Source organism: Pseudomonas sp. 910_23 (assembly GCF_052850795.1).
The window spans coordinates 288,256-312,791 of record NZ_VXCZ01000003.1 but is presented as its reverse complement, the minus strand read 5'-3'; the positions used below and the strand labels follow the sequence as shown (position 1 = coordinate 312,791).

The 24,536-nt window shown below is 62.1% G+C and carries 22 protein-coding genes and 1 pseudogene; 5 read left to right on the top strand and 18 right to left on the bottom strand.

The features are described 5' to 3' along the window. Window positions 1-192 precede the first annotated feature (192 nt). From FW800_RS05520 to FW800_RS05435, 18 genes and pseudogenes are all read right to left on the bottom strand, one after another. Entirely contained in the window at window positions 193-954 is a 762-nt protein-coding gene (locus FW800_RS05520) for a PIG-L deacetylase family protein (protein ID WP_005788016.1), read from the bottom strand. 143 nt (window positions 955-1,097) lie between these two features. Then, window positions 1,098-1,757 carry a glycosyltransferase gene (locus tag FW800_RS05515; protein ID WP_446437171.1) on the bottom strand — a complete coding sequence of 220 codons (660 nt, stop codon included), beginning with the start codon at window positions 1,755-1,757 and terminating at the stop codon, window positions 1,098-1,100. Further along, a complete protein-coding gene (locus tag FW800_RS05510; protein ID WP_446437170.1) occupies window positions 1,754-2,353 on the bottom strand; it encodes an SAM-dependent methyltransferase in 600 nt (199 codons plus the stop codon). The genes FW800_RS05515 and FW800_RS05510 overlap by 4 nt, the downstream gene beginning before the upstream one ends. Then, the gene (locus tag FW800_RS05505) at window positions 2,350-3,108 is read right to left on the bottom strand and encodes a PIG-L deacetylase family protein (protein WP_032880935.1); all 759 of its coding nucleotides are present in this window, start codon (window positions 3,106-3,108) and stop codon (window positions 2,350-2,352) included. The genes FW800_RS05510 and FW800_RS05505 overlap by 4 nt, the downstream gene beginning before the upstream one ends. Beyond that, window positions 3,105-4,103 (bottom strand): acyl-CoA dehydrogenase, encoded by a 999-nt coding sequence (locus FW800_RS05500; protein ID WP_446437169.1) that lies wholly within the window; start codon window positions 4,101-4,103, stop codon window positions 3,105-3,107. The genes FW800_RS05505 and FW800_RS05500 overlap by 4 nt, the downstream gene beginning before the upstream one ends. A gap of 1 nt (window position 4,104) precedes the next feature. Then, window positions 4,105-6,264: a glycogen debranching protein GlgX gene (glgX, locus tag FW800_RS05495; protein ID WP_005788025.1), complete on the bottom strand. Its 2,160-nt coding sequence runs from the start codon at window positions 6,262-6,264 to the stop codon at window positions 4,105-4,107. 121 nt (window positions 6,265-6,385) lie between these two features. Next, on the bottom strand, window positions 6,386-6,646 hold the full coding sequence (locus FW800_RS05490) for a DUF2934 domain-containing protein (protein ID WP_005788027.1): 261 nt from the start codon (window positions 6,644-6,646) through the stop codon (window positions 6,386-6,388). Window positions 6,647-6,669: 23 nt separating this feature from the next. Next, window positions 6,670-9,420 carry a malto-oligosyltrehalose synthase gene (locus FW800_RS05485; RefSeq protein ID WP_446437168.1) on the bottom strand — a complete coding sequence of 917 codons (2,751 nt, stop codon included), beginning with the start codon at window positions 9,418-9,420 and terminating at the stop codon, window positions 6,670-6,672. Continuing rightward, the gene (gene malQ / locus FW800_RS05480) at window positions 9,417-11,501 is read right to left on the bottom strand and encodes a 4-alpha-glucanotransferase (protein WP_446437167.1); all 2,085 of its coding nucleotides are present in this window, start codon (window positions 11,499-11,501) and stop codon (window positions 9,417-9,419) included. The genes FW800_RS05485 and malQ overlap by 4 nt, the downstream gene beginning before the upstream one ends. After that, window positions 11,498-13,243, bottom strand: coding sequence for a malto-oligosyltrehalose trehalohydrolase (gene treZ / locus FW800_RS05475; RefSeq protein WP_446437166.1), 1,746 nt, complete (start codon window positions 13,241-13,243; stop codon window positions 11,498-11,500). Before treZ ends, malQ begins: the two co-directional genes overlap by 4 nt. A 31-nt stretch (window positions 13,244-13,274) precedes the next feature. After that, window positions 13,275-14,831, bottom strand: a complete 1,557-nt coding sequence (gene glgA, locus FW800_RS05470; protein WP_005788034.1) for a glycogen synthase GlgA — start codon at window positions 14,829-14,831, stop codon at window positions 13,275-13,277. A gap of 461 nt (window positions 14,832-15,292) precedes the next feature. Further along, the gene (locus FW800_RS05465; protein WP_446437196.1) at window positions 15,293-16,234 is read right to left on the bottom strand and encodes a D-2-hydroxyacid dehydrogenase family protein; all 942 of its coding nucleotides are present in this window, start codon (window positions 16,232-16,234) and stop codon (window positions 15,293-15,295) included. A 28-nt stretch (window positions 16,235-16,262) separates the two neighbouring features. Next, window positions 16,263-17,264, bottom strand: coding sequence for an alpha/beta fold hydrolase (locus tag FW800_RS05460; protein ID WP_446437165.1), 1,002 nt, complete (start codon window positions 17,262-17,264; stop codon window positions 16,263-16,265). Window positions 17,265-17,309: 45 nt separating this feature from the next. Beyond that, on the bottom strand, window positions 17,310-17,753 hold the full coding sequence (locus FW800_RS05455) for a YqaA family protein (RefSeq protein ID WP_446437164.1): 444 nt from the start codon (window positions 17,751-17,753) through the stop codon (window positions 17,310-17,312). 3 nt (window positions 17,754-17,756) lie between these two features. Then, on the bottom strand, window positions 17,757-18,203 hold the full coding sequence (locus FW800_RS05450) for a DUF411 domain-containing protein (RefSeq protein ID WP_446437163.1): 447 nt from the start codon (window positions 18,201-18,203) through the stop codon (window positions 17,757-17,759). 82 nt (window positions 18,204-18,285) lie between these two features. Continuing rightward, a complete protein-coding gene (locus FW800_RS05445; protein WP_446437162.1) occupies window positions 18,286-18,744 on the bottom strand; it encodes an SRPBCC family protein in 459 nt (152 codons plus the stop codon). A 105-nt stretch (window positions 18,745-18,849) separates the two neighbouring features. Beyond that, a pseudogene (locus FW800_RS05440) lies at window positions 18,850-19,080 on the bottom strand (aldo/keto reductase); the annotation flags it as partial. Window positions 19,081-19,119: 39 nt separating this feature from the next. After that, on the bottom strand, window positions 19,120-20,025 hold the full coding sequence (locus tag FW800_RS05435) for an AraC family transcriptional regulator (protein ID WP_446437161.1): 906 nt from the start codon (window positions 20,023-20,025) through the stop codon (window positions 19,120-19,122). 103 nt (window positions 20,026-20,128) lie between these two features. Here FW800_RS05435 and FW800_RS05430 point away from each other — a divergent pair, with 103 nt between their 5' ends. Genes FW800_RS05430 through FW800_RS05410 form a run of 5 tightly spaced genes read left to right on the top strand, consistent with a single transcriptional unit; the run spans window position 20,129 to window position 24,534 of the window. Continuing rightward, window positions 20,129-20,689: a carboxymuconolactone decarboxylase family protein gene (locus FW800_RS05430; protein ID WP_032875627.1), complete on the top strand. Its 561-nt coding sequence runs from the start codon at window positions 20,129-20,131 to the stop codon at window positions 20,687-20,689. 39 nt (window positions 20,690-20,728) lie between these two features. After that, window positions 20,729-21,790 (top strand): acyl-CoA dehydrogenase family protein, encoded by a 1,062-nt coding sequence (locus tag FW800_RS05425; protein WP_446437160.1) that lies wholly within the window; start codon window positions 20,729-20,731, stop codon window positions 21,788-21,790. Next, window positions 21,787-22,590 (top strand): ABC transporter ATP-binding protein, encoded by an 804-nt coding sequence (locus FW800_RS05420; RefSeq protein WP_005788050.1) that lies wholly within the window; start codon window positions 21,787-21,789, stop codon window positions 22,588-22,590. The genes FW800_RS05425 and FW800_RS05420 overlap by 4 nt, the downstream gene beginning before the upstream one ends. Continuing rightward, window positions 22,577-23,776, top strand: a complete 1,200-nt coding sequence (locus FW800_RS05415) for an ABC transporter substrate-binding protein (protein ID WP_446437159.1) — start codon at window positions 22,577-22,579, stop codon at window positions 23,774-23,776. The genes FW800_RS05420 and FW800_RS05415 overlap by 14 nt, the downstream gene beginning before the upstream one ends. A 53-nt stretch (window positions 23,777-23,829) precedes the next feature. After that, a complete protein-coding gene (locus FW800_RS05410) occupies window positions 23,830-24,534 on the top strand; it encodes an ABC transporter permease (protein ID WP_164699546.1) in 705 nt (234 codons plus the stop codon). Window positions 24,535-24,536 lie beyond the last annotated feature (2 nt).

Here is a 24,536-nt window from a genome sequence, read left to right as displayed (position 1 = left end):
AAAACCATGGCAACAACGAACGCGATACGGATCAGGGACTACGAGTTACCTGCATCTGAAAACACCGGGCAATGCAATGGGTTGGCATGGCTTTCTCGACTGCACCTCAACTGGCGCAGCACTTGTCGCACCTTAGTTGCAGATCGAAAAGGCCGCCACTGTAAAACCTGACAGGTATAGACGAGCCAATGCCTAGGTGAACACGATCTCGTAGGGTTCGCGCATACGCTCAAGCAACACTTGGGCGAGCATGGGCGGCAAGCCTATCTGCGGGTCGCCGACCAATTGGCTGGCATAGGCATGGGCGGCGTGCAGTTTGCGCGCCACGCTCCAGGTGTCCAGGCGCACCTTGCGTGCGCGTTGCCAGGGAATCACCGCACCCTCGCGTGCCGGCCAATGCCAGGCCCAGATCGCCAGTTCATACAGTCGCGCGCCCACCAGGCTACAAGCTTTTGCACTCGCCCGACCGACTGCATCGTGGTCGTCATTACCGTCATTGCGCCAGGTGGTAAACACCACGTCTCCAGGTTGCAAGTAGCGCGCAATGAACTGGCTCATCGGCTGCTCGTGGGCAGCTAGCGCGTCGTCGCAAAAACCACCGCGAATCCATTTGAGGCTGTGCAACGGCATACCGAGGCGGCGCAAGGCTTCGGCGCTTTCCTGGGGGCGCACCACGCTCAAGCGCCTGGCCGGCCACACCTGGGAGCCTGGATGGCTGGCGCTTCCATCGGTAATGGAGATCAATTTCAGCGGATGCTCGCGCGTGCTGAGCAGTTGCAGCAAACCGCCGCACGCCAGGACTTCATCGCCAGGGTGGGGCGCTATCACCACAACCCGGGCACCGGGCGGCACCAGGGTAGCCAGTGCGAGGCAGGGGATTTGCGCCAACTGCGGCGCGCTGTTCCAGATTTGCGCGGGGCCGCGACGGCCTTCGCTTGAGGAGGCAGGCTTCATGGGGTGTCACGTCCTTGTCGGTGGGTAATGCTCTTGACTTCAGCGCAGGCTCCGCTGCGGTGAGTGCACGGCATTCCAATCCTGGGATGCTATGCAAGGCACTCTCAGCATAGACAAGGATGTGTCACAGGTTTGTCGTTTTTTTACGAAACCATCATCAGGCTTTTCAGGTAATCGCCGAAACCGCCCTGGGCGCGGCAATCCAGGCGTGCGCTGGTGACCACTTGCGGCGCATGGCTCCAGGCAATGGAAGCACCGCAACGTTCCAGTTCGCGCACCAATTGCACATCCTCGTGGCACTCCAGCGGTTCAAAGCCGCCGGCCTGCACATAGGCACTGGCACTCACGCCCAGGTTGGCGCCATGGATGTGCCGATGGCCATCACGCGCCTGGTAAGCCTGGTGATAACGAATCTGCGCCGCGGGGTCAAACCCCTCACTCCAGGCGTCCACGGTCACGGTGCCACACACCGCGTCACAGCCCAGGGCCAGTTGAGCCACCAGCCAGTCGGGGGCCACGCGGCTGTCGGCGTCGGTACAGGAAATCCAGCGCGCACCCTGGTTCAACAAGTGCCGTGCGCCGACGCCTCGGGCTCGCCCTACGTTGCGTGCCTGCACCTGGACGCTTTGCACATCATGCGCCTGGGCGATCGCTGCACTGGCATCGCTGCAACTGTCGAGCACTACCAGGATCTGCACCGTTTCCCCGTGCAACCCCGGATGGTTGGCGGCGATCTGCGCAGCCCTCAGGCAGTCATCCAGCAGCGCTTCTTCGTTGTGCACCGGAATCAAGATGCCGATCATCGCAACCCCTCATGGCGCGCGACCGAGGTGCCATCGCGGCTCCACAAATCGAGCAGAAAATCCTTGTCATGGTGCTGTACCAGCGGTGGCATACCCAGTCGGTGCTGGAGCAGGGCGTGCACCTGTTCGGCGGTTTGCGGGCAACCTTCAATGGGCGGGCGCCAGTGGCAGGCCAGGAGTTGGCCGTTATCGGTCAAGGCCGCCAGGGCGTGATCGATCAGACGATTCAGATCATTGGCATCAAGGTAGTAACAAAGCTCGCTCAACACGATCAGTTCGAATTGACCGGCGGGCCATTCCTGGGGCAGCCGGCGCTGTTCTACATGAGCATGAGCAAACGCGGTCAGGCGCGCCTGTGCCAGTTGCACGGCGGCGCTAGCGGTGTCGCAGCACAGCAGGCGCTCACAACGGGTCGCCAGTTCGGCGCTCAGCTCGCCGTTGGCACAACCAGGCTCGAAGATCGAGGCATAGCGCGGTCGGGTCAGCACGGCCAGGGTCAGTGCGCGCTTGCGTTGTTCGTACCAACGCTGACGAAACGCCCAGGGGTCGTCGTTACCAGCAAACAGTTGATCAAAGTACGGGGTGCCCACACTCATACAAACACCACTTCAAAAGGTTGCAGCAAGCGTTCCACTACGTAGGGTGCCAGCACCGGCGGCAGGCCGACCTGCGGGTCGCCCTCCAACTGGCTGGCGAACGCGTGGATCGCGTGGCGTTTGCGTGCCACTTGCTCGGGCGTCAATGCAATCTTGCGCGCCCGATGCCAGGGCACCCGGTGGTCTTCGGCAGTCGCCCAGTGCCAGGTCCACACTGGCAGTTCGCACAGGGTGGCGCCGACAGCCTGGGCCGCTTTGGCGCTGGCACGGCCCACCGCTTCGTGGTCGCAATGGCCATCCTCGCGCCAGGTGGCGAACACGATGTCGGTGGGTTTGAGGTGACGCTGGATGAACTCGCACAGTTGGGCTTCGCGCTCGGCCACCTTGCTGTCGGTAAAGCCGCCGCGCAGCCACTTCAAGCTGTGCAACGGCAGGCCCAGGCGGTGCAGGGCCTGGGCCGACTCCTGCGGCCGCACCACGCCCAGGCGTGCCACCGGCCAGCGTTTGGAGCCGGGATGGCTGGCGCTGCCGTCAGTGACGGAGATCAACAGGATTGGGCGCTCCAACACGGCCAGACCTTGCAGCAGGCCACCGCTGCCGAGCACTTCATCGTCCGGGTGCGGTGCGATGATCACCGCGCGGTGCCCCTGCGGTACCAACTGCGCGGCGCTGATGTGCGGCAACTCGGCCAGCCGTGCCGAGGTTTGCCAATGATTGAGTGGGGTGCCCTGGCCGACAATCGGATTGGGTTTCATAACTGCCACCGTCCCGAGTCGTCGCCGGTGACCAGTTCGCCGAGGGCAGCCAGGTCGCGTTCGGCATGACTTTGCCGCACATACACCGGCAAATCTGCCATCAACCGGGCAAAGTGCGGGTCTTTGCAGTAGGGGCCGGCGCCTACCGCATGGCCGACATGACGCATGACCTGCTCGACGGTGTCTTCAATACATGCGCGTGCCTGTTGGGCCAGTTGCCTGGCATCGGCGCGAGGCTCGCGATCTATCTGCTCGGCGCTGGCGCGTAGTACGCAAGCGGCGCTGTTCAGTGCGCTGTCAACTGCCCCCAAATGGGCCAGCGCATGAGGCTCCGAGCGTTGCGCACAGTGGGTGCGCAGCGCTTCGCCCAGGCGTTGCGCGCCGCCATACCAGCACGCGGCGATGCCGACTCCACCCTGCCAGAAACCGGGGCGCGACAGGTAATCACCCGGCCCGCCCACCGCGATACCCCTGGCCGCGTTGAACAGAACGTCAACGCTGCCGGTGGCAGCCATGCCTACCGCATTCCAACCCTCGTCCGACACCGTGACGCCGGGTTGATCCATCGCCACGGCCACCAGCTGCTGCCGATCATCCTCGTCCCAGGCAGTCAGCAAGCCGTGGCTGACCACCGCCGCGCCGGAACACCAGGCTTTGCGTCCATCGACGATCAGCCACTGACCGTCGCGCCGTACGCGCACCTTGGCTGCGGGTGGTTCGGCCGCCCACATGCCCCACGTACTGCCAAGCGGCGGCGCGGGGCTGTCGAGTTCGGCCATGATCGCCAGTGCGTCGGTATGACCTTCGAACAACTTGCACAGGCGCAAGTCATGGCCGGCCACCTGGGCCAGCCGACTGAAGCGGGCCAGGGTTTCGCCGCTGCCCGGCAGCGGCAGTTGATCGAGGCCTTCTTCCTGAAGTGCCTTCAGTGCCGTACCCAGGGCGTACGTATCCGCATAGTCCCGGTAGCGCTGAAGGAAACTGTGCAACGCCATCTCACACCTCGTCTTCACGCTGCAGTTCAAACAACAGCAGTGAGCGGCCGGTCACGGCGTACTCATGTTCAAAGTCAAAACGCTCCTGGCCGCGTATCGCCGGCTCATTGGTATCGAGCATGCACGTCCAGAACTCACCCTCCGGCACCGGCGGCAGGCGGAAATTGACCATGTCATGGTGGGCATTGACCACCAGCAACAGCGTAGCATCGGCACCCGCCCGGCGGATCCCGGTTTCCTGGGCGCGGCCATCCATCAACATGCCCAGGCAGCGACCCTGGCTGTCTTCCCATTGCTCGGTGTTCATTTCGTTGCCATCGGGCGCCAGCCAGGTGACGTCTTTTACGCCGATGTCTTCGTTGTAGTCGCCGACCAGGAAGCGTCCACGACGCAGAATCGGGTAGGCCAGGCGCAGCTTGATCAAGCGCTTGACGAACTTGAGCAGGGCCTTGCCGTCATCGTCCAGGTCCCAGTTGACCCAACCGATTTCGCTGTCCTGGCAGTAGGCATTGTTGTTGCCGTGCTGGGTGCGGGCGAACTCGTCACCAGCGACGATCATCGGAGTGCCCTGGGCCAGCAGCAGGGTTGCGAAGAAGTTGCGCATCTGGCGCAGGCGCAGTGCGTTGATCTCAGGGTCGTCGGTCGGGCCTTCGACACCGTGGTTCCACGACAGGTTGTTATTGCTGCCGTCCTGATTGTTTTCGTCGTTGGCCTCGTTGTGCTTGTCGTTGTACGAGACCAGGTCGTGCAAGGTAAAACCGTCGTGGGCGGTGATGAAGTTCACCGAGCTGTAAGGCCGGCGCCCACGATGGTTGAACATCTCGCCCGAGGCGGTCATGCGCCCGGCAAAATCCGCCAGTTGGCCGTCGTCGCCTTTCCAGAACGCACGCACGGTGTCGCGGAAGCGGTCGTTCCATTCCACCCAGCCTGGCGGGAAGTTGCCCACCTGGTAGCCGCCGGGGCCGCAGTCCCAGGGTTCGGCAATCATTTTCAACTGGCGCAGCACTGGATCCTGGCGGCAGGCGACCAGGAAGCTGTGGCGTTCGTCGAACCCGTCGCGGTAGCGGCCCAGAATGGTTGCCAGGTCGAAGCGGAAACCGTCCACATGCATCTCGGTGGCCCAGTAACGCAGGGAGTCGGTGACCATTTGCAGCACGCAAGGGTGGCTCAGGTCCAGGGTGTTGCCGGTACCGGAGTCGTTGATGTAGAAGCGCTTGTCGTCGGGCATCAGGCGGTAGTAAGAGGCGTTGTCGATGCCGCGCATGGACAGGGTCGGGCCGCGCTCGTTGCCTTCGGCGGTGTGGTTGTAGACCACGTCCAGAATCACTTCCAGCTTCTGCTCATGCAGGTGCGCAACCATCTCCTTGAACTCGGCGATCTTGCCGCTGGCCAGGTAGCGCGGGTCGGGGGCGAAGAAAGCAATGCTGTTGTAGCCCCAGTAGTTGGTCATGCCTTTTTCCAGCAAGTGCTGGTCGTTGACGAAGGCGTGCACCGGCAGCAGCTCGACCGAAGAGACGCCCAACTGGCGGATATGTTTGAGCACGTCGTCTTCCATCAAGCCGGCGCAGGTGCCGCGCACGGACTCGCCCACCGAAGGGTGGCGCATGCTGATGCCGCGCAGATGGGTTTCATAGATGATCGTGCGGTCCCAAGGCACCCGTACGGGTTGATCGTTGCCCCAGGTGTGCGCCGGGTCGATAACCTTGCACTTGGGCACGAAGGGTGCGCTGTCGCGCTCATCGAAGCTGAGGTCGTCATCCGGGTGGCCGATGGTGTAGCCGAACAGCGCCTCCGACCATTTGAGTTCGCCCACCAGTTGCTTGGCGTAGGGGTCGATCAGCAGCTTGTTGTGGTTGAAGCGATGACCATTGGCCGGGTCGTACGCGCCGTACACGCGGTAGCCGTAGATCAGCCCGGGGTGGGCGTCGGGCAGGTAACCGTGGAAGATCTCGTCGGTGTATTCGGGCAGTTCGATGCGCTCCAGCTCGACTTCGCCGGTGTCATCGAACAGGCACAACTCCACTTTGGTGGCGTTGGCCGAAAACAGTGCAAAGTTGACGCCCAGGCCATCCCAGGTGGCGCCGAGCGGGAAGGGCAAACCTTCACGAATCCGCGACGGTTCATGATCCGGCGTCGCTGTGGTGTTCTCGGGTTTGCTCATGGTGTTGCTCCTGCAAGGGGTCTTTTCTCGGGCCGAACGCGGCCGTGCTGACGGTGTTTCAGCAAAGGACATGGACGAAAAAGGGCCTGCAGCCTGGGATAACGGCTGCAGGCCCGAAAAATCATGGGGCGGGTGGTTTTGGCTTCTTCGGGGCGGTCGGTTTTTTCGCCGCGGGCTTGGCGGCTACCGGATTGGGTTTGGCGGCCGCCTTGGGCGCGGTTTTCGGCTTGGCGGCAGGCTTGGGCTTGCTGGGCGTCAGCGCCTCGGCTTCGGCCAGTTTGCGCGCCATCTCCCAGTGGCGATCGTGCGCACCATCCGGCTTGCCTTCAGACTCCCAGATCTGATGCGCCAGTTCGCGAATACGTTTGTCTTCTTTACTCATCACAAACTCCTCACAGAAAATGTTCAGCTTTCTTGATTATCAGGATTGATAAAGACATTGACCGGGAGATCCCCCAGGGCAGCGCTGATCAACAGCTCCTTGTTGGGTGTGACTGCGCCTGTTTGAAAAAGTCCCTTCCAGTTTTGTGTTGTGGTGGCGAACGGTAATTTCACCCGGGTATCGCCCCACACCTGCGCATTGATGTGGGGAAATACACCGTTTTCCAGCAACGGATAAGGCCAGCGCGGCACCACCACCAACAGCTGTTGGCCCTGGTGCTCACGGTAAAACGCAACCACGCGCTCCGCGTGCCGACCCACCACTTCGAGCGGCGTATAGCTGCCTTTGCGAAACAGCTCGGGACAGGCTCTGCGTGCGTTCAGCACCTGGGCGATCAACGCTTGTTTGATACGCCCATCGCGCCAGTTGAACAACAGCTCACCGATGTCGGGTGGGGTATCCAGGGCACGCTGGCGCGCATCGAAATCCACCGGGCGTCGGTTGTCCGGATCCACAAGGCTGAAGTCCCAGAACTCGTCGCCCTGGTACACATCCGGTACACCCGGCACGGTGAGGTGAAGCAAAGTTTGCGCCAGGCTGTTCAGAGCGCCGGAGGGGGCGATGGCTTGAGCGGCGCTGTCGAGCGCATCGCGCAGCGCTTGGCCGGCTTCGCTGAGCAGTAGACGCTTGAGGAAGCGCTCGACACCCTGCTCATAGGCTTCGTTGGGCGCGCTCCAGCTGCTTTGTAACTTGGCTTCGCGCAGGGCTTTCTGTTGCCATTGCCAGAGCCGTTGCTGGTAAGCCTCAAAGTCCGGGTTGTGCTCCAGCGGCCAACTGCCGAGCAGCACCTGATACAGGATCAGCTCATCACCCGCCGAGGGGCTGTCGGTGCCCTCGCGCAAAGGCGCGGCGAGGTTGCGCCAGTGTTCGACCTGTTCGGCATACCAGGGCGCGCACTCGCTGAGCACCGCCAGGCGTGCGCGGGTGTCTTCGCCGCGCTTGTGGTCATGGGTGGCGGTGGCCAGCAGATTGTTCGGGAAGGTAGCGAGGCGCTGTTGATTGGCCTGGTGAAAATCTGCCAACGGCGCACTGAATTGTTCGGTACTGAAGCCCACGTCGTTACGCGACAGCAATACGGCCGAGCGATAGAACGCGGTGTCTTCCACGGCCTTTGCTGCGGCGGGTGATGTCAGCTGCTGGAAGCGCACGCAGGCATGTTTGAGGATCTTGCGCTCACGGCCCACCGGGCGATTGCGCCAAGGCTGGCCGCCCAGCCATTTTTCCAGGTGCTCAAGCACCGGCCAGTCGCCTTCGTTAAGGGTACTGCGCGCACCGTCCATGGCCTGCTGGAACACCTTGTCGTCGGCGGCGCTGCGGCCCCTGGCACTGATGTAGGTGCGGTACACCGGGAAATGCACAATCAGCTCCTGCAAGGCCCGACGGATCGCGCCCAGGGTCAGGTCGCGGGTCATTACATCATCGCGGGCCACTTGCAGCAGGGCCTGGGCCACGCTTTCGAAGTCGCCGCCCAACGAGCCATTGAGGATTTGCTGGCGCGCCAAGCGGGCTTCGTCGATAAACGCCGAGGGCCGTTCGCTGTGGCGCGTCCACAGGTCGGCCAGCGGAGCAAAACCGTCAGGATGGTGTTGCAGCAACGACAGTTGATTCATGAATTCGTAGCCAGTGGTGCCGTCCACTTGCCAGTCTTCGCGCAGGGTTTCGCCTTCGCCGAGGATCTTTTCCACGAAGATCGGCAAATGGCGCTGTGGCGACAGCGCGTCCACACGGCGGCGCAGTTTGCGGCAATAACCACGTGGGTCGGCCAGGCCGTCGATATGGTCGATGCGCAGGCCATCGATCAAGGCCGCGCCGATCAGCTCGAAAATCTTGCCGTGGGTGGCTTCGAACACTGCCGTGCGCTCCACGCGCAGGCCGCCCAGCTCATTGACGTCGAAGAAGCGCCGCCAGTTGATGTCGTCTGCGGCGGTGCGCCAACTGGCCAGGCGGTAGGTCTGTTGCTCAAGCAGATGATGCAAGCGCTCGAAACCCTCAGGCTGGCGACCATCGAAAGCGGCCAGCCGTTGCTTGATGGCCGGTAAGACCTCGGTGGCGCGTTCGGTCAGCGCCTGCTTGAGCCTAGCGGCTTCGGTGTAGGCATCGTCCTGATAGGCGAGGGCGGCGAAACGCTCGGCCAGCGGTTTGAGCACCTCATCGCCGCCCAGGATCAAGGCGTAGTCCCGTGGGCAGATCGGGAAGCGATGCTCGTAATGCTCGGCGTAGAAGCTGCCGTGAGCGGCGTCGAACTTGAGCGTCAACGCTCCGCTCTGCAAGGCTTCGCCGTAATCGCTGCCCAGGAACGGCATCAGCAATTGGCCTTTGAGCAACGGGTCGGGCGAGTGCCACTGGATGTCGAAAAACTCGCTGTAGGGGCTCAAGCGCCCCCATTCCAGCAGGTCCAGCCACCAGGGGTTATCCGCGCCACCCACGGCCATGTGATTGGAAACGATATCCAGGATCAGGCCCATGTTGTGTTCACGCAGGGTGGCGACCAGGCGACGCAATGCTGCCTCGCCACCCAACTCCGGGTTGACGCGGGTGGGGTCGACCACATCGTAGCCATGCATGGAGCCGGCGCGGGCGCTCAGGAGCGGCGAGGCATACAGGTGGCTGATGCCCAGTCGGGCAAAATACGGCACCAGCGGCACCGCATCATCGAGGGTAAAGCCTTTATGAAATTGCAGGCGCTGGGTGGCGCGCAGGGGCAGTTCGTTCATCGGTCACGCTCATAGGCTTGGTTGCGCGCCACGGCCAACAGTTCGAGGCGGCGCGCAGCACTGTCGTGGTCGAGCAGGCTGGCGGCCTCGCCTGGCAAGCGTCGGCGCCAGTTGGGGTGGGTATCGAGGGTGCCGGGCAGGTTGGCTTGCTCTTCGATGCCCAGCGCGTCCTCCAGCGGCAGCAATACCAGTGGCGCACGGGTGTGGCCGAGGTAGCGCACGCTGGCGTCGATCACGTGGTCGGTGTCGTTGCGGATCTCATCGACAAAGTTCTGCGGGTCCTGGCTCAAGGCCTGACGCAGTGCATGACGTTCGCGCAGGCGGTGTTCGCTCCATTGCTCCACGGTGGGAGGGTCGATCAGGTCGAGCTGGATATTCCACTCGATATCACGGCTGTGCCACCAGCCATTGAGGGTGGGCAGGTCGTGGGTGCTGGTGGTGGCCAAGGCGTTGTCGGGCCAGTCAAGAATCGGCGTGAACCGGCCTTCGTGGTCCTGTTCGAACAGCAATACGCGCATACCCAGAATCGAGCGGGCGCTGAGCTTTTCACGCAGGCCCTCGGGCACCGTACCCAGGTCTTCACCGAGGACGATGGCCTGGTGGCGGTGCGATTCCAGCGCCAGCAAACGCAGCAGGTCGTCCACCGGGTAGTACAAGTAGGCGCCTTCGCGGGGCGAGGCACCCAGGGGGATGACCCACAGGCGTTGCAGGCCCATCACATGATCGATGCGCAAGCCACCGGCATGGGCGAAGTTGGCCCGCAGCATTTCGATAAACGCACGGAAGCCATTGCGCTTGAGACCTTCCGGGGAGAAGGCGGAGATACCCCAACCCTGGCCTGCACGGTTGAGAATGTCCGGCGGTGCGCCTACCGTGAGGTCGGCCAGCAGTTCATCCTGGCGACTCCATGCCTGGCTGCCGCCACCGTCGGCACCCACCGCCAGGTCGGCAATCAGGCCGATGCCCATGCCGCTGCCACGGGCGGCCTGTTGCGCGCGCGCCAGGCTGCGGGCGATCAACCATTGGGTGAAGGCAAAGTAGCCGATCTCATCGCGGTTTTCTTCAGCAAACTGCGCCAGCGCCGGGCTCTGCGGCGTGCGCCAGTCTTCGGGCCAGTGGCGCCAGTCGAGCTCTTCGCCGGCGGCGGCACGTTGCGCTTGCACGGCTTCGAAGCGGCAGTGGTTTTCCAGGGCCTCGCCGCCGGCCTGGCGGAAGCTCTGGAAGTCGGCATGTTGCGGATGTGCGCCGTGGCGGAAGTCTTCATACAGCGCACGCAGCAGGCGTTGCTTGGCCTTGGCGGCGGTGGGCCAGTCGATCAGCGTGAGTTGCTCCAAATCCCGCAGTTCGTCGGTCAGGCCGACGGCCTCGGTAGCGTCGCGCACTTCACGCTCGCCAAGGATGCAGGCGGGCGAGGCGTACAGACTGTTGAGAAACAGGCGGCTGGACGGTGAATAAGGGCTGAAACGTTCGGTGTCGGCGCTGAACATTGCGTGCATGGGGCTGATCGCCACCGCGTCGGCACCGCGTTCGGCAGCCGAGCGCACCAGATGCTCCAGGGCCAGGGTGTCCCCAAAACCACCATCGCCGAGGCGACGCAAGGCATACAGCTGGGCACTCAAGCCCCAGGCGCGAGCGGGGCGGCTGTCCACCGCGTCGGCCACGCTGTAGCAGTGGCTGGGCGCAACGGCCAGGGTGAAGGTTTGCCCATCGATATGCACCTGGTGGTAGCCGAGGGCAATCACCCCAGGCAGCACCGCATTGCCGTCCAGGCGCAGCTCCAGGGTTTCACCACCTTCCAGGCTGACGCGACACGGGGTGTCCGGGGAGAAGTAGCGCGCCAGGTCCAGGCTTGCGCCGCTGTCGATGGTGATCAAGGGCGGCAGGTGCGTGTCTTGTTGCACCTGCTCCAGTTCCTGCAGGCTGGCGTCGATCTCGGCGTCGGTATCGGCCGGGTGCCCCAGCCCTTTGAGAACGGCGCGCAAGGCCTCGGGCTGCACGTGTTGCGGGCGACCGTTGGCATCAATCCAATCGACGGCCAGGCCCGCGCGACTGGCGAGTAGTTCCAGGTTCGCTTCGCTCAAAAGTGTTCTCCGGCAGGTGATAAGCAAACGCGTGCGCTCAACGGTGGTAACTGCGTACCTTGCTGGGCAGGCGTCTGGAAAATGATGGGGTGTGGCGCGGGGTGATCCAGAGGCTGTTCGCTCAGGTTCAAATCTATCTGCAACAGGCTGCCGTTGCCCAGGCGCCAACGCGCCGTGACAGCTCCCTCGGCCATCACCTGCGCGCCCAAGGCTACAGTGCCCGGCAAGTGCGGCACTATGTGTTGGTGACGCAGGCTCAACAGCTGACGATAGAGCTGGGTGTGCTCGTTCTCGACGAAAGAGGGTGCCGATTGCACAAAGGTTTCCAGTGCATTGGGATCGGGAATACGTTCGCGTTGTTCGGGGTCGTGAAACGCCGCGAAATCGGCGAACTCGTTGCGCCGGCCTTCGCGCACCGCCTCGGCCAGTTCGCCGTGATGGTCGGTGAAAAACAGAAAGGGTTCGGCCGCATTCACCTCATCGCCCATGAACATCAGCGGAATCATCGGGCTGAGCAGCAATAGAGCCGTCGCCGCGTTCAGCGCCTGGGGCGAACACAGTTGGTGCAGGCGTTCGCCCAGGGCGCGGTTGCCGATCTGGTCGTGGTTCTGCAAAAACGCCACGAAAGCGCTGGGCGGCAGATCCGCGCTGGGTTCGCCGCGTGCATGGCCGTGGCGGGTAGTTTCGCCCTGATATATAAAGCCCTCGCCCAGGCAACGCGCCAGTTTGGCGGTGGGCTGTTCGGCGAAGTCGCTGTAATAGGCGTCGGTTTCACCGGTCAGCAGCACGTGCAGCACGTTATGAAAGTCATCATTCCACTGGGCGTTGAAATCTTCCTTAAGCAGGCTGGCCTGGTTCAGCTCGTTCTCCAGCACCAGCCACACGTGCCGGTCGTCGTGCACCTGCTGACGCACGCGGTGCGCCAGCTCCTGCAAGAACCCGGGATTATCGATGGCGTGTACCGCATCCAGGCGCAGGCCGTCGAAGCGGTATTCGAGCAGCCACATCAGCGCGTTATCAAGGAAGAAATCCCGCACCTCACGGCGTTCGAAATCGATACCGGCGCCCCAGGGGGTATGCACGTCTTCATGGAAGAACCCCTTGGCGTACTGGCCCAGGTAATTGCCATCGGGCCCGAAGTGGTTGTAGACCACATCGAGCATCACCGCCAAACCATGGGCATGGGCCGCGTCGATCAAGTGCTTGAGCTGTTCGGGCGTACCGTAGGCGGCCTGCGGTGCGTAGGGCAGCACGCCGTCATAGCCCCAGTTGCGTTCACCGGGGAATTGCGCCAGTGGCATCAACTCGATCGCAGTGATTCCCAGCTCAGCCAGGCGTGGCAGGTGTTTCTCGATTTCGGCGTAGCCACCCATGGCGCCCACATGCAGTTCGTAGATCACCGCGGTGTGCCAGGGGCGGCCTTGCCACTGGGTATTGCGCCATGGGTAAGCGTTGGGGTCGACCACTTGGCTCCAACCGTGCACGTCCTGGGCCTGGGCCCTGGAAGCGGGGTCGGGAACCGCGTTTTCCCCATCGATGTTAAAGCGGTAGAGCGTGCCGGCAGGGCAGGCTGCTTCGACTTCGAACCAGCCATCCGCCTGGGGCAGCAGGGTGATGGATTTACCGTGTTGCAATTCAACGCTGACATAAAAAGCGTCTGGCGCCCACAAGGCAAAACGCGTGTGTTGCGCGTCCAGCATGATTGCGCCGTGGGGCCAGGTGTCCAGAGTCCGTAACGGCATCTATGAAGACCTCCCAGGTTGGTTCAAGTGGCTATTTGGTTGGTTTCCCCAAGGCCTTGGCCACCAGTTGTTCGTAGAGCTCGGCGTAGGGTTCAACCGCCTGGCACCAGTTGAACGGTTGTGTCATGGCGCGGCTGCGCATGGCGTTGAGCAGGCCGGGGAAGGCGAATACCTTGAAGGCACGGCGCAGGGCTTCTTCGTAGCTTTGCACCGTCGATTCATTGAACAGGAAGCCGGTGACGCCATCTTCGATGGTGTCCGCCAGGCCACCGGTATTACGCGCCACCGGCAACGAACCAAAGCGTTGCGCGTACATCTGGCTCAGGCCGCAAGGTTCATAGCGCGAAGGCATCAACAGGAAGTCGCTGCCGGCAAACATGCGACGGGCATCGGTCTCGTTGAAGCCGATGCGCACACCCACCTGGCCCGGGAAGCGCAGCGCCAATTCGCGCATGGCCTGTTCTTCTTCGGGTTCGCCACGGCCGATGATCGCGATCTGGCCACCGTTTTCGACGATAAAGCCGGCGACCGCTTCAGTCAGGTCCAGACCCTTCTGATAAACCAGGCGTGACACCACGGCGAACAGCGGGCCGTTGGACGCGTGCAGTCCAAACAGCTCGCGCACATGGGCGGCGTTTATCGCCTTGCCTTCCCAGTCGCCGATATTGAAATTGTGGGTCAAGTGCGTATCGGTAGACGTTTCCCAGCTTTCGTCGATGCCGTTGGGAATACCGCTGAGCAAACCTTGTTGAGTCTTGCTGGCAAGAAAGCCATCCAGGCCACAGCCGAATTCCGGCGTGGTGATTTCCTGGGCGTAGGTGGCGCTCACGGTGGTGATGTGGCTGGAATACGCCATGCCCGCCTTGAGGAACGACATCTTGCCGTAGAACTCCATGCCTTCCTGCTGCAGGGCGTGGGGTGGGATGCCCAGTTCGGGCGTCGACGCCAGGCTCACCACACCCTGATAGGCCAGGTTATGAATGGTGAACAGTGTTGGCGTGCGTGACCCACGCCAGTGCATGTACGCCGGCGCAAGGCCCGCGGGCCAGTCATGGGCGTGCACCAGGTCGGGGCACCAATGGATCTGTGCCAGGTTGGCGGCCATGTCGGCGGCGGCCAGGCCCAGGCGGGCGAAGCGAATATGGTTATCCGGCCAGTCGCGGCCGTTATTGGCGCCGTACGGCGTGCCTTCTCGCTCATACAGTTCGGGGCAGATCAGCACATAGATGACCAGGCCGTCCGCCAGGTCCATACGCCCGATCTTGCACGGCGGCAGCGCCGCGTGGCCGCCCAGCTCACCGACGATATGAATCGGATTGTCGCTTTCCATCACTTGCGGGTACCCGGGGATCAGCACCCGCACATCGTGCAAATGCGCCATGGCGCGGGGCAGGGCGGCGGACACATCGCCCAGGCCACCGGTTTTCACCAGGTCGGCGAACTCGGAAGTGACGAACAAGACTTTCTTTCGATTCGGATTCTGACTCACGATCGGCCGCACAGTGTTGGGCAGGTCGACCAAAGACGTTGGCCCCCCTACCGGCTGACTAAAACGCTCTCCCTGAGTATCTACTGCGGCACTGATCATAATGCACTCCCATTTGTTGGTTCGCTAATGGCCCGCTGCCATCAGCTCCAAGTGGCCGCATCCTGCGGCCAGGCACACCAGCGCTATACAAGCTGGCAAGGCGTATGCCAGTTGCAACGTCGGCTGAAAAAGATTGGATGAACGGGCATTCGGCGTGAAACGCTCGTGCACGTCCTTACCTAAAACTTGACCTGAGGCGGAGTTGGAAAGTTTAGATTTTTTGCGGGGTTTTTGTTTTGGAACGGACCCATCGGTCATGAGTCTAGGCCAGATCCCAGAGCCTGCCGGGTTTAGCGCGGTTTTTTGTAGGACAAAATAAATCTAACGATATGCCCCTGTGGCGAGGGAGCTTGCTCCCGCTGGGCTGCGTAGCGGCCCCCAAAATCTTGGAGCGGTGCGCACTCCAGCGGGAGCAAGCTCCCTCGCCACAAGGGGGGGGGGGGGCGCCCTTAAATGGTGCGTCAGCCCAGCACGCGGATGGGCACGCCATCGGCCCAGGCCTGAATGTCTTCAATCATCTGTTGATAGAACTGCCGGTAATTGTGCTCACTCACATACCCCACGTGTGGCGTGGCCAGCACATTGGGCAAGCGGCGAAATGGATGATCAGCCGGCAGCGGTTCCTGGGCATACACATCCAGCGCCGCCCCGGCCAGGCGGCCACTGCTCAATGCCTGCTCCAGTGCCTGCTCATCCACAATCGGCCCGCGTGCGGTGTTCACCAGGTGCGCCGTGGGCTTCATCCACGCCAGAGCCTGGGCATCCACCAGCCCACGGCTGCGCTCACTGAGCACCAGATGGATGGTGAGTATATCCGCCTGTTCAAACAACTCGCGCTTGCTGACCCATGTCACGCCTGCTTCAGCCGCCCGTTGCGGTGTGAGGTTTTCGCTCCAGGCGATCACCCGCATACCGAATGCCTGGGCAAACGTCGCGACTTTCTGGCCGATACTGCCCAGGCCGAGCACGCCCAGGGTCTTGCCATGCAGGTCACCGCCCAGGCCCACCTGCCATCCGCCTGCGCGCAGCGAGTTGGCTTCGGCCAGCAGATTGCGCGTAGAGGCCATGATCAGCGCCCAGGTCAGTTCCGGCGCCGCGTGTTTATAGCTGTCGGTGCCGCACACCTGAATACCCAGGGCCTTGGCGGCGGCAATATCGATGGCAGCATTGCGCATACCGCCGGTGACCAGCAGTTTGAGCTTGGGCAACTCTCGCAGCAGGGCCTCGTCGAAGGTGGACCGTTCGCGCATGACGCAAATCACCTCGAAGCCCTTCAAGCGTTCAACCATTGTCGCCGTATCAGCGGGGTAGTCGTGGAGAAAATGTACCTGGCCCACGCCGTCCAGCGCCGACCAATCCACCACGTCACTGGCGACGTTCTGCCAGTCATCTATCACTGCGATCTATATCGACATGCCATGGGCCTCGAAATCAAAGGGCATTCATACCCTGCAACAGCGCTTTATGAAACTGCTCCGGTTCTTCCATCTGTGGCGCATGGCCCAGGCCGGGGAATTCCACCAGTGTGGCGTGGGGAATCAGCTTGGCCACCTGCTTGCCCAGCACCTGGTAATTGCCAATCCTGGCCTTGACCGCCGGCGGCGCCACATCTTTGCCGATGGCTGTGGTGTCGCTGGTGCCAATTAGCAACAGGGTGGGCACCTTCAGATCCTTGAATTCGTAGTACACCGGTTGGGTGAAGATCATGTCGTAAATCAATGCCGAGTTCCATGCGACTTGGATATGCCCCGGGCCTTTGTTCAGGCCGGCGAGCATATCCACCCAGCGTTCGTATTCCGGCTTCCAGCGCCCGACGTAATAGGTGTCGCGTTCATATTTGCGCACCCCGTCGGCGCTCAGTTTCAGCTCGCGCTGGTACCACTGGTCGACGCTCTGGTAGGGCACACCGAGGGCTTTCCAGTCTTCCAGGCCGATGGGGTTCACCAGTCCAAGCTGTTCGGTTTGCTCGGGATACATCAAGGCATAACGGGTGGCAAGCATCCCGCCGGTGGAATGGCCGATCACCGTGGCTTTCTGGATGCCGAGTTTTTCCAGCAGTTGGTGGGTGTTGGCCGCCAATTGCTGGAAGCTGTACTGGTAGTGATCGGGCTTGCTGGAAGTGCAGAAGCCGATCTGGTCGGGGGCGATGACGCGGTAACCGGCACTGCTGAGTGCCTTGATCGAACCTTCCCAGGTGGCCCCGCAGAAGTTCTTGCCGTGCATCAGCACCACGCTGCGGCCGTTGGCTGTGCCTTTGGCGGGCACGTCCATGTAGCCCATTTGCAGGGATTTGCCTTGGGATTGGAAGGTGAAATGCTGGAGAGGATGGGGGTATTGGAAGCCTTGGAGTTCGGGGCCATAGGTGGCGGCTAACACGGGGGTGGCGCTCACTGAAAACAGGCCGGCTATGCATAACGAACGGATGAAAGGCATGGGCTGGGGCTCCGAGAAAGATGTCCGGATGCTCTTGGGAGAGGATTAACGGGGGATTAACACCCATTGCAACGTCAGCGCTGCGAGCACGCCATAACGCAGGCCTTTGGCCAGGGTAACCAACAGCAAAAACCGCCACAACGGCTCGCGCATCACCCCGGCCACCAAGGTCAGCGGGTCGCCGATGATAGGTACCCAACTGAGCAACAATGTCCAGTGCCCCCAACGCCCGTAATGTCGGCGAGCTTTGTCCAGTTGCCTGGCGCTCACTGGAAACCAGCGCCGCTCCTTGAAGCGCTCCACCGAGCGTCCGAGCAGCCAATTGACCACCGAACCCAGCACGTTGCCCAACGTGGCGATGCCCAGCAGTAGCCACAGCTGGTACTGGCCGTTCAGCAACAGGCCCACCAACACGGCTTCCGATTGCAGGGGGAATAACGTTGCGGCGCCAAACGCCGCGACGAACAGGCCCAGGTAACCCGTCAGCACCGGTCAGTGTGCCGGGTAGTCGGCTACTACTACGTCTTTGCCGTCGCGGGTCAGGCCAATGACTTGATAGGCCTCGCTGCGACCGTCAACTTCCATGCCTGGGGAGCCCAGGGGCATGCCCGGTGCGGCAAGACCCAGCAGGTCGTCGCGCTTGCGCAAGGCCATTACTTGTTCGGCAGGTACATGACCTTCGACAAATTTGCCATCGATTACCGCCGTGTGGCATGAGCCAAGGCGCGGGGCGACGCCCAGGCGTTGCTTGACCGCGCTCATGTCTGCTTCAACGTGGTCGTTGACCTTGAAACCGTTGTTTTCCAGATGGCTGATCCATTTTTTGCAGCAACCGCAATTGGCATCGCGGTGTACATCTAGGGGAATCAGCTCGGCGGCCTGGGCCAGGGGGGTGGCAAGCAGGGCGCAGAGCAAGGCCAATCGCAATGGGTTTTTCATCAGGGGTCTCACTGAAAACGCAGCAATAAACCGCGCATTCTCCCTGCTTTTTACACTGAGACGCGGTGGTAATGTTTCTAAATTATACGAAGCCTGGGCTTTCCAACCGCTGCTTGAGCTGGTCCAGGGCAATGGCGGAGAGTTTGATCATGCGTTCGTGCAAGGTTGCCAGTTGCAGTTCGGTTTCATACATCAATACGCGCTTGAACCGAGTGCCACCCTGATGGGCTTGCAAAAAATAATGGATACAACCGTCCACCGCCAGTGAGGTGAACACGGTCTTGAACTCGTCGGGGCAGCGAGCGATTTGCACGCGGTAGCTCATGGACACGCGAATGCCCAGCAGGTCGATGTCTTCAGTAAAGCGCGAGCCTACCGGTAATGAGCCGCGGGTGCCGGTGTTGGCGCTGAGGGAGGAGGGGTGCCATTCGTGCCAGCGGTCGGGCTGGGTTACATAATCGTAAACAGTATGGATCGGGGCCTGGATGAAGCGTTCCTGACTGATCTGCTCCAAGCGGGTCGGCTGCTCAGTCGCGTGCATGACACACCTCCTGTGTGGCGGGTTTTTACACTGGGAGCTGTCAGAATAGTCTGACTCCCGCGCTTCGCACAGGAATATTCAGGCCGTTGATCAGCACGCTGAAAATTAGATATCCAACAGGGCCATCACTTCCTTGGGGTAGCGCAAACCGGCGGTTGCATCGGCCGGGAAGATTGCATCCAGCCCAGCCAGTTCGTCCTTGCTGAGGGTGATCGATACCGCCGCGACATTCTCTTGCAAGTAGGTACGCCGCTTGGTCCCGGGGATTGGGATGATGTAGTCACCTTGGGCCAATACCCAGGCCAGTGCCAGTTGCTCGGCCGTCACGGATTGGTTGGTGCACTTGCGTGCTCGGCCCGGCACGGGTTTACAAGGTTAGGCTTGTGCCCTGCGATAGGCGCCAGGTTGCTGCCCGGTGACTTTATGAAAGGCCCGGGTAAATGCGGCCACCGACTGATACCCGGCCGCCAGCGAGACCTCGGCCACGGTCTGGTCCGCCTTGAGCAGCCCACAGGCATGGCGCATACGTATCACCAGCAATACCTGCCCCGGCGACTGCCCGCATAACTCCCTGAAACGCTTGAAAAACGCCGAACGGGATAACCCCGTGCACGCCGCCATGCTTTCCAGGCTCCAGGGCTCGGCCGGGCGCGCAATCAGTTGCTCCAGCAGGCCGGCAAATGCCGGTTGCCGGCCCAGCGCTGCCAGGCCGCCCAGCTCAGTGTTGTCGATGACTTGCTGGCGCAGTACATATAAAAACAACAAGTGGCAAAGACGTTCGAGCAAGGCCGAGGAGGGCGCGGGTAGGCGCTCGCACTCCTGCAGGATCAATTCGAACAGATTGCGCGCAGCGGTCAACGATGGATCACCGGCACGCAGGATGATCCAGGCGGGCAGGCTGTCGACAATCATCGCCGACAAGCCGGATTGGAAATGGAAGAAGCCGCAAACCAGGCCCACGCCATCCATGGCACTGCTATCGAGGGGCAGCATCGGCCGGCGAGGGCACTCTTGGGCGCTTGCCGCGGTACTTTCCCCGGACAACCGATAGGCCAGGTCACGCAGTAGAAACACGGCGTCACCATTGTTCAGGTGCCGGGGCGTTGGATCACCGTCGATATGCAGCCAGCAATCGCCCTGCACGATCAAATGGAAGCTTGCCTGGGCCAGGCTGTGCGTGCTGGCGTGCCAGTCACCGCAGTAGCGGCCGACGTGAAACAAATTGGTATTGAGTTCAAGGCTATCTAATAACCAATCGACAAGAGTGCTGGACGAATTCATCTAATGGAAAGACTCAAGAGCAAGTAATCGCTACTTTAGCCTATTGAGCGATTTTTTTAGAACCAACAGACTGGCGCACTCGAACCCAACAGGAGACCACTCCATGTCCCGTGTACCGTTGCTCACCCCTGACACCGCCCCGGAAGCGGCGAAACCTTTCCTGGAAAATGCGCAGAAGGCCTCGGGTTTCATTCCTAATCTGCTGGCGGTGTTGGCCAATGCACCGGCGGCGCTGGAAACCTATATCACTGTCTCTGGCTTGAATGCCAAGGCCGAACTGAGCCTGGCCGACCGCGAAGTGGTGCAGTTGATTGCTGCTACCACCCACGGGTGCGATTTCTGTGTCGCCGGCCACACCGCCGTTGCGCGCAACAAGGCCAAGCTGCCCGAGAACGTGATCGAGGCCCTGCGCCGGCTGGGTGAGCTGCCTGACACTCGCTATGAGACACTCGCCGCCTTTACCCGTGAAGTGATCGCCACTCGGGGTGATGTCAGCGATGCCGGCTTTGAGGCGTTTCTCGCGGCCGGCTATACCAAGGGCCACGCGCTGGAGGTCATCCTGGGCGTAAGCCTGGCAACCCTGTGCAACTTCGCTAACGTGTTTGCCCGTACCCCGCTGAACCCGGAGCTGGCGCAGTACCGCTGGGAAAAACCGGCAAGCTGAATCGGCGTTGGTCCACCTGCTGTAAAAGGAGAGACATGAATGCTTGACCCAATCTTGAGCCGTTGGCTCGATGTTCAAGCGCAGGCCCTGGACGTGGGCAGTTGCGATCCACAGGAAGTGCTGCCACGCCTGGCAGAAGTCAATATTCTGAAAATCGGTGTGCCCACCCAACTGGGCGGGCTGGGCGGTGATGTGGCGGGTGCGGTCGAGGCCATCGCCAATGTGGCCAGCCATTCCCTGGCGGCGGCATTTGTGTGCTGGGGCCAGCGCTCGTTTATCGAGTACTTGTTGCAGAGCCCCAATCAGCGCCTGCGCGAACACCTGATGCCGGACCTGCTCAGCGGCAAGTTGGCCGGAGCCACCGGGCTGTCGAATGCGATGAAGTTCATATCGGGTATCGAGTCGTTGCAGATCAGCGCCGAGCCCAACGAGCATGGCTGGACGCTCAACGGTCGTCTGCATTGGGTGACCAACCTGCGCAAGAATGGTTTTGTCGCCGCAGCTGCTATCGAACATGCGGGCGGTGGTACGCCGTTTATCCTGGCGATCCCGGATTCAGTGGCGGGCTTGCAGCGCTCCCGCGATCTGGAGCTGCTTGGGTTGCAATCGAGCAACACCGCTGCCCTTGGCCTGGAAGGCGTGGAGCTGAGCCGTGACTGGTTGCTGCACGAGGACGCGCGCAAGTTCCTGCCGGCAGTGCGCCCCGCGTTCCTTGGTTTGCAGTGCGGCATGTCGATTGGCCTGGCCCGCCGCTCCCTGGCCGAGGTGGCCAATCATCTGGGGGCCAGCCGCACGGTGTTGCGCGAAGAGCTGGAAGCCTTGCGGGCGACGCTTGACCATCTGGTCAGCGAGCTCAAGAGCGGGTTGCTGGCTGGGCGTTTTGCTGCCGAGCCGATCCCCTTGTTCAAGCTGCGCATTGCCCTGGCAGAAACCGCCGCCAGCGCCGTGCAGCTTGAACTGCAGGCCAGTGGCGGCAAAGCCTACCTCACCGCCCACGGTAGTGGCTTTGCGCGGCGCTGGCGCGAGTCGGCATTTGTGCCGATTGTGACGCCCAGCCTGGTGCAACTGCGCACTGAGTTGCAGCGCCAGGCCAACCTATGAGCCAGGCGGTCATGACGGCCCAGGGGATTTGCCTGGGGTATGCCAGCGGCCCGGTACTGCAAGGGTTTGACTTGCAGTTGCAGGCGGGCGAAGTGGTGTCGATCCTGGGGCCCAGCGGCGTGGGCAAATCCAGCCTGCTGCGTGTGCTTGCCGGCTTGCAGCTACCCCAGGCCGGTCGTGTGCACGTGCTGGGCGAACCCTTGAGCGGTCCGCACCCACGGGTGGCGGTGGCCTTTCAAGACCCCAGCCTGTTGCCCTGGTTGAACCTGGAAAAAAACGTCGCCTTCGGCCTGGACTTCGCCCGCCAGCCGCACCTGAGTGTTGAAGAGCGCCGCCGTCGTGTCGACCACGCCATCGCGGCGGTAGGCCTGGAACATGCGCGCCAGCAGTTCCCGGCGCAACTGTCCGGCGGCATGGCCCAGCGCACCGCGCTGGCCCGCTGCCTGGCCCGCCAGCCTCAAGTGCTGCTGCTGGATGAGCCCTTCGGCGCGCTGGACGAAGTGACCCGCGCCGACATGCAGCACCTGCTGCTCAAGGTCAACCGTGAGCAAGGTTCGGCGGCGGTATTGATCACCCATGACATTGACGAAGCGCTACTGCTGTCCGACCGCATCCTGCTACTGGGTAACCGCCCGGCGCGGACGTTGGGTGAATGGCATATCGACTTGCCGCAACCTCGGGACGAACAGGTCGAGGCCATCGGCGCGCTGCGTATCGATATTCTGAAAACCTTACGGCAGGCGAGCCGCCCTCAACCCAACCCCCTTGAACAACAGGAGCTTAGCCATGTGTCTGGATGACCTGACCCACTCGCGCCGTGACTTTCTCAAACTCTCGGCGGTGCTCAGTGCCGCCGGCGCCTTGCCGCTGTTGAGCAGCCTTCAGGCGCGCGCCGCCAATGAGCCCGACGCGCCGGTGCGTATCGGTTATCTGCCGATCACCGACGCCACGCCGTTGCTGGTTGCCCACAACAACGGCCTGTTCGAAGCCGAAGGCATCAAGGCCGAACGTCCGGTACTGTTGCGCAGTTGGGCTCAGGTGATCGAAGCGTTCATCTCAGGGCAGGTCAACGTGATTCATCTGCTGTCACCGATGACCGTGTGGGCGCGCTACGGCAGCAAGGTGCCGGCCAAAGTCGTGGCCTGGAACCATGTGGGTGGCTCGGGCCTGACCGTATCGCCAGGCATAACCGATGTGAAGCAACTGGGCGGCAAGTCGGTGGCGATTCCGTTCTGGTACTCGATCCATAACGTGGTGGTGCAGCAACTGTTCCGCGACAACGGCCTCACGCCGGTGACGCGTGCGACCGGCAGTTCGATTGCCGCCAATGAAGTCAACCTGATCGTATTACCGCCGTCGGACATGCCGCCCGCACTGGCCAGCAAGCGCATCGACGGCTATATCGTCGCCGAGCCGTTCAACGCGCTGGCCGAGAACCTCAAGGTCGGCCGCGTGCAGCGCTTTACCGGTGATGTGTGGCGCAACCACGCGTGCTGCGTGGTGTTCATGCACGAGCACGACCTGACCAACCGCCCGGAGTGGTCGCAGAAGGTGGTGAACGCCATCGTCAAGGCCCAGGTGTGGACCCGCGACAACCGCGAAGAGGCGGTGAAACTCTTGTCCAAGGATGGCCCGAACCGTTACACGCCACACGCCGAGCCGGTGTTGAGCAAAGTCCTGGCCCCGGCTGCCAGCGACCGCGCCGCCTATTTGGCGGACGGGGCGATCCAGCATGCCAATTGGGACGAGCACCGCATCGATTTCCAGCCTTATCCATTTCCGAGCTATACCGAGGAACTGGTGCGGCGCTTGAAGGACACTCTGATCGAAGGCGACAAGAAATTCCTCGCTGACCTCGATCCGGCGCTTGTCGCCAAGGACCTGGTGGATGATCGCTTTGTGCGTCAGGCGATCGAAGCGGTGGGCGGCATGAAAACCTTCGGCTTGCCGGACGGCTATGAGCGGCATGAGGAGATTGGCGTTTGAACAACGGTAGAATCCTGGGCTGGTCGCTGGGGTTGAGCGGCTTGGCAGGTTTGATGTTGCTGTGGTGGCTGGGTGTGAAAGTGTTCGGCGAGGCCGATGGCCTGTCGGCGCGTTTTTCGCTGGCGGCCACCGCAAGCAGCCTGTGGGAGCTGCTTGGGCGCAGCGAGCTGTACCTGCACATTGCCGTGAGCCTCAAGCGCATTTTTGTCGGGCTGTTTCTCGCACTGTTAGTGGGGGTGCCACTGGGGCTGCTGGTGGGCAGTTCGCGCAGACTGGAAGCGGCGACCACGCCGGCCTTCCAGTTTCTGCGGATGATTTCGCCGTTGTCCTGGATGCCGATCGTGGTGATGCTCATGGGGGTAGGCGACCAGCCGATCTATTTCCTGCTGGCGTTTGCCGCGGTATGGCCGATCGTGCTCAACACCGCAGCCGGCGTGCGTCAACTCGACCCGCGGTGGTTGCAGTTGAGCAAGAGCCTGAGTGCCACGCGCTGGGAGACGTTGCGTCGAGTCATCATTCCTGGTGTGGTCGGGCATGTGCTGACCGGCGTACGCCTGGCCATCGGTATCCTATGGATCGTGCTGGTGCCGTGCGAGATGCTCGGGGTCAGTGCAGGCCTGGGCTATTACATCCTCGATACCCGTGATCGCCTGGCGTATTCGGAGTTGATGGCGATGGTGGTGGTGATCGGGCTGTTGGGGTTCGCGCTGGATGCGCTGGCACGTGGACTGCACCAGCGCTGGGTGCAGCGGGGATAAAC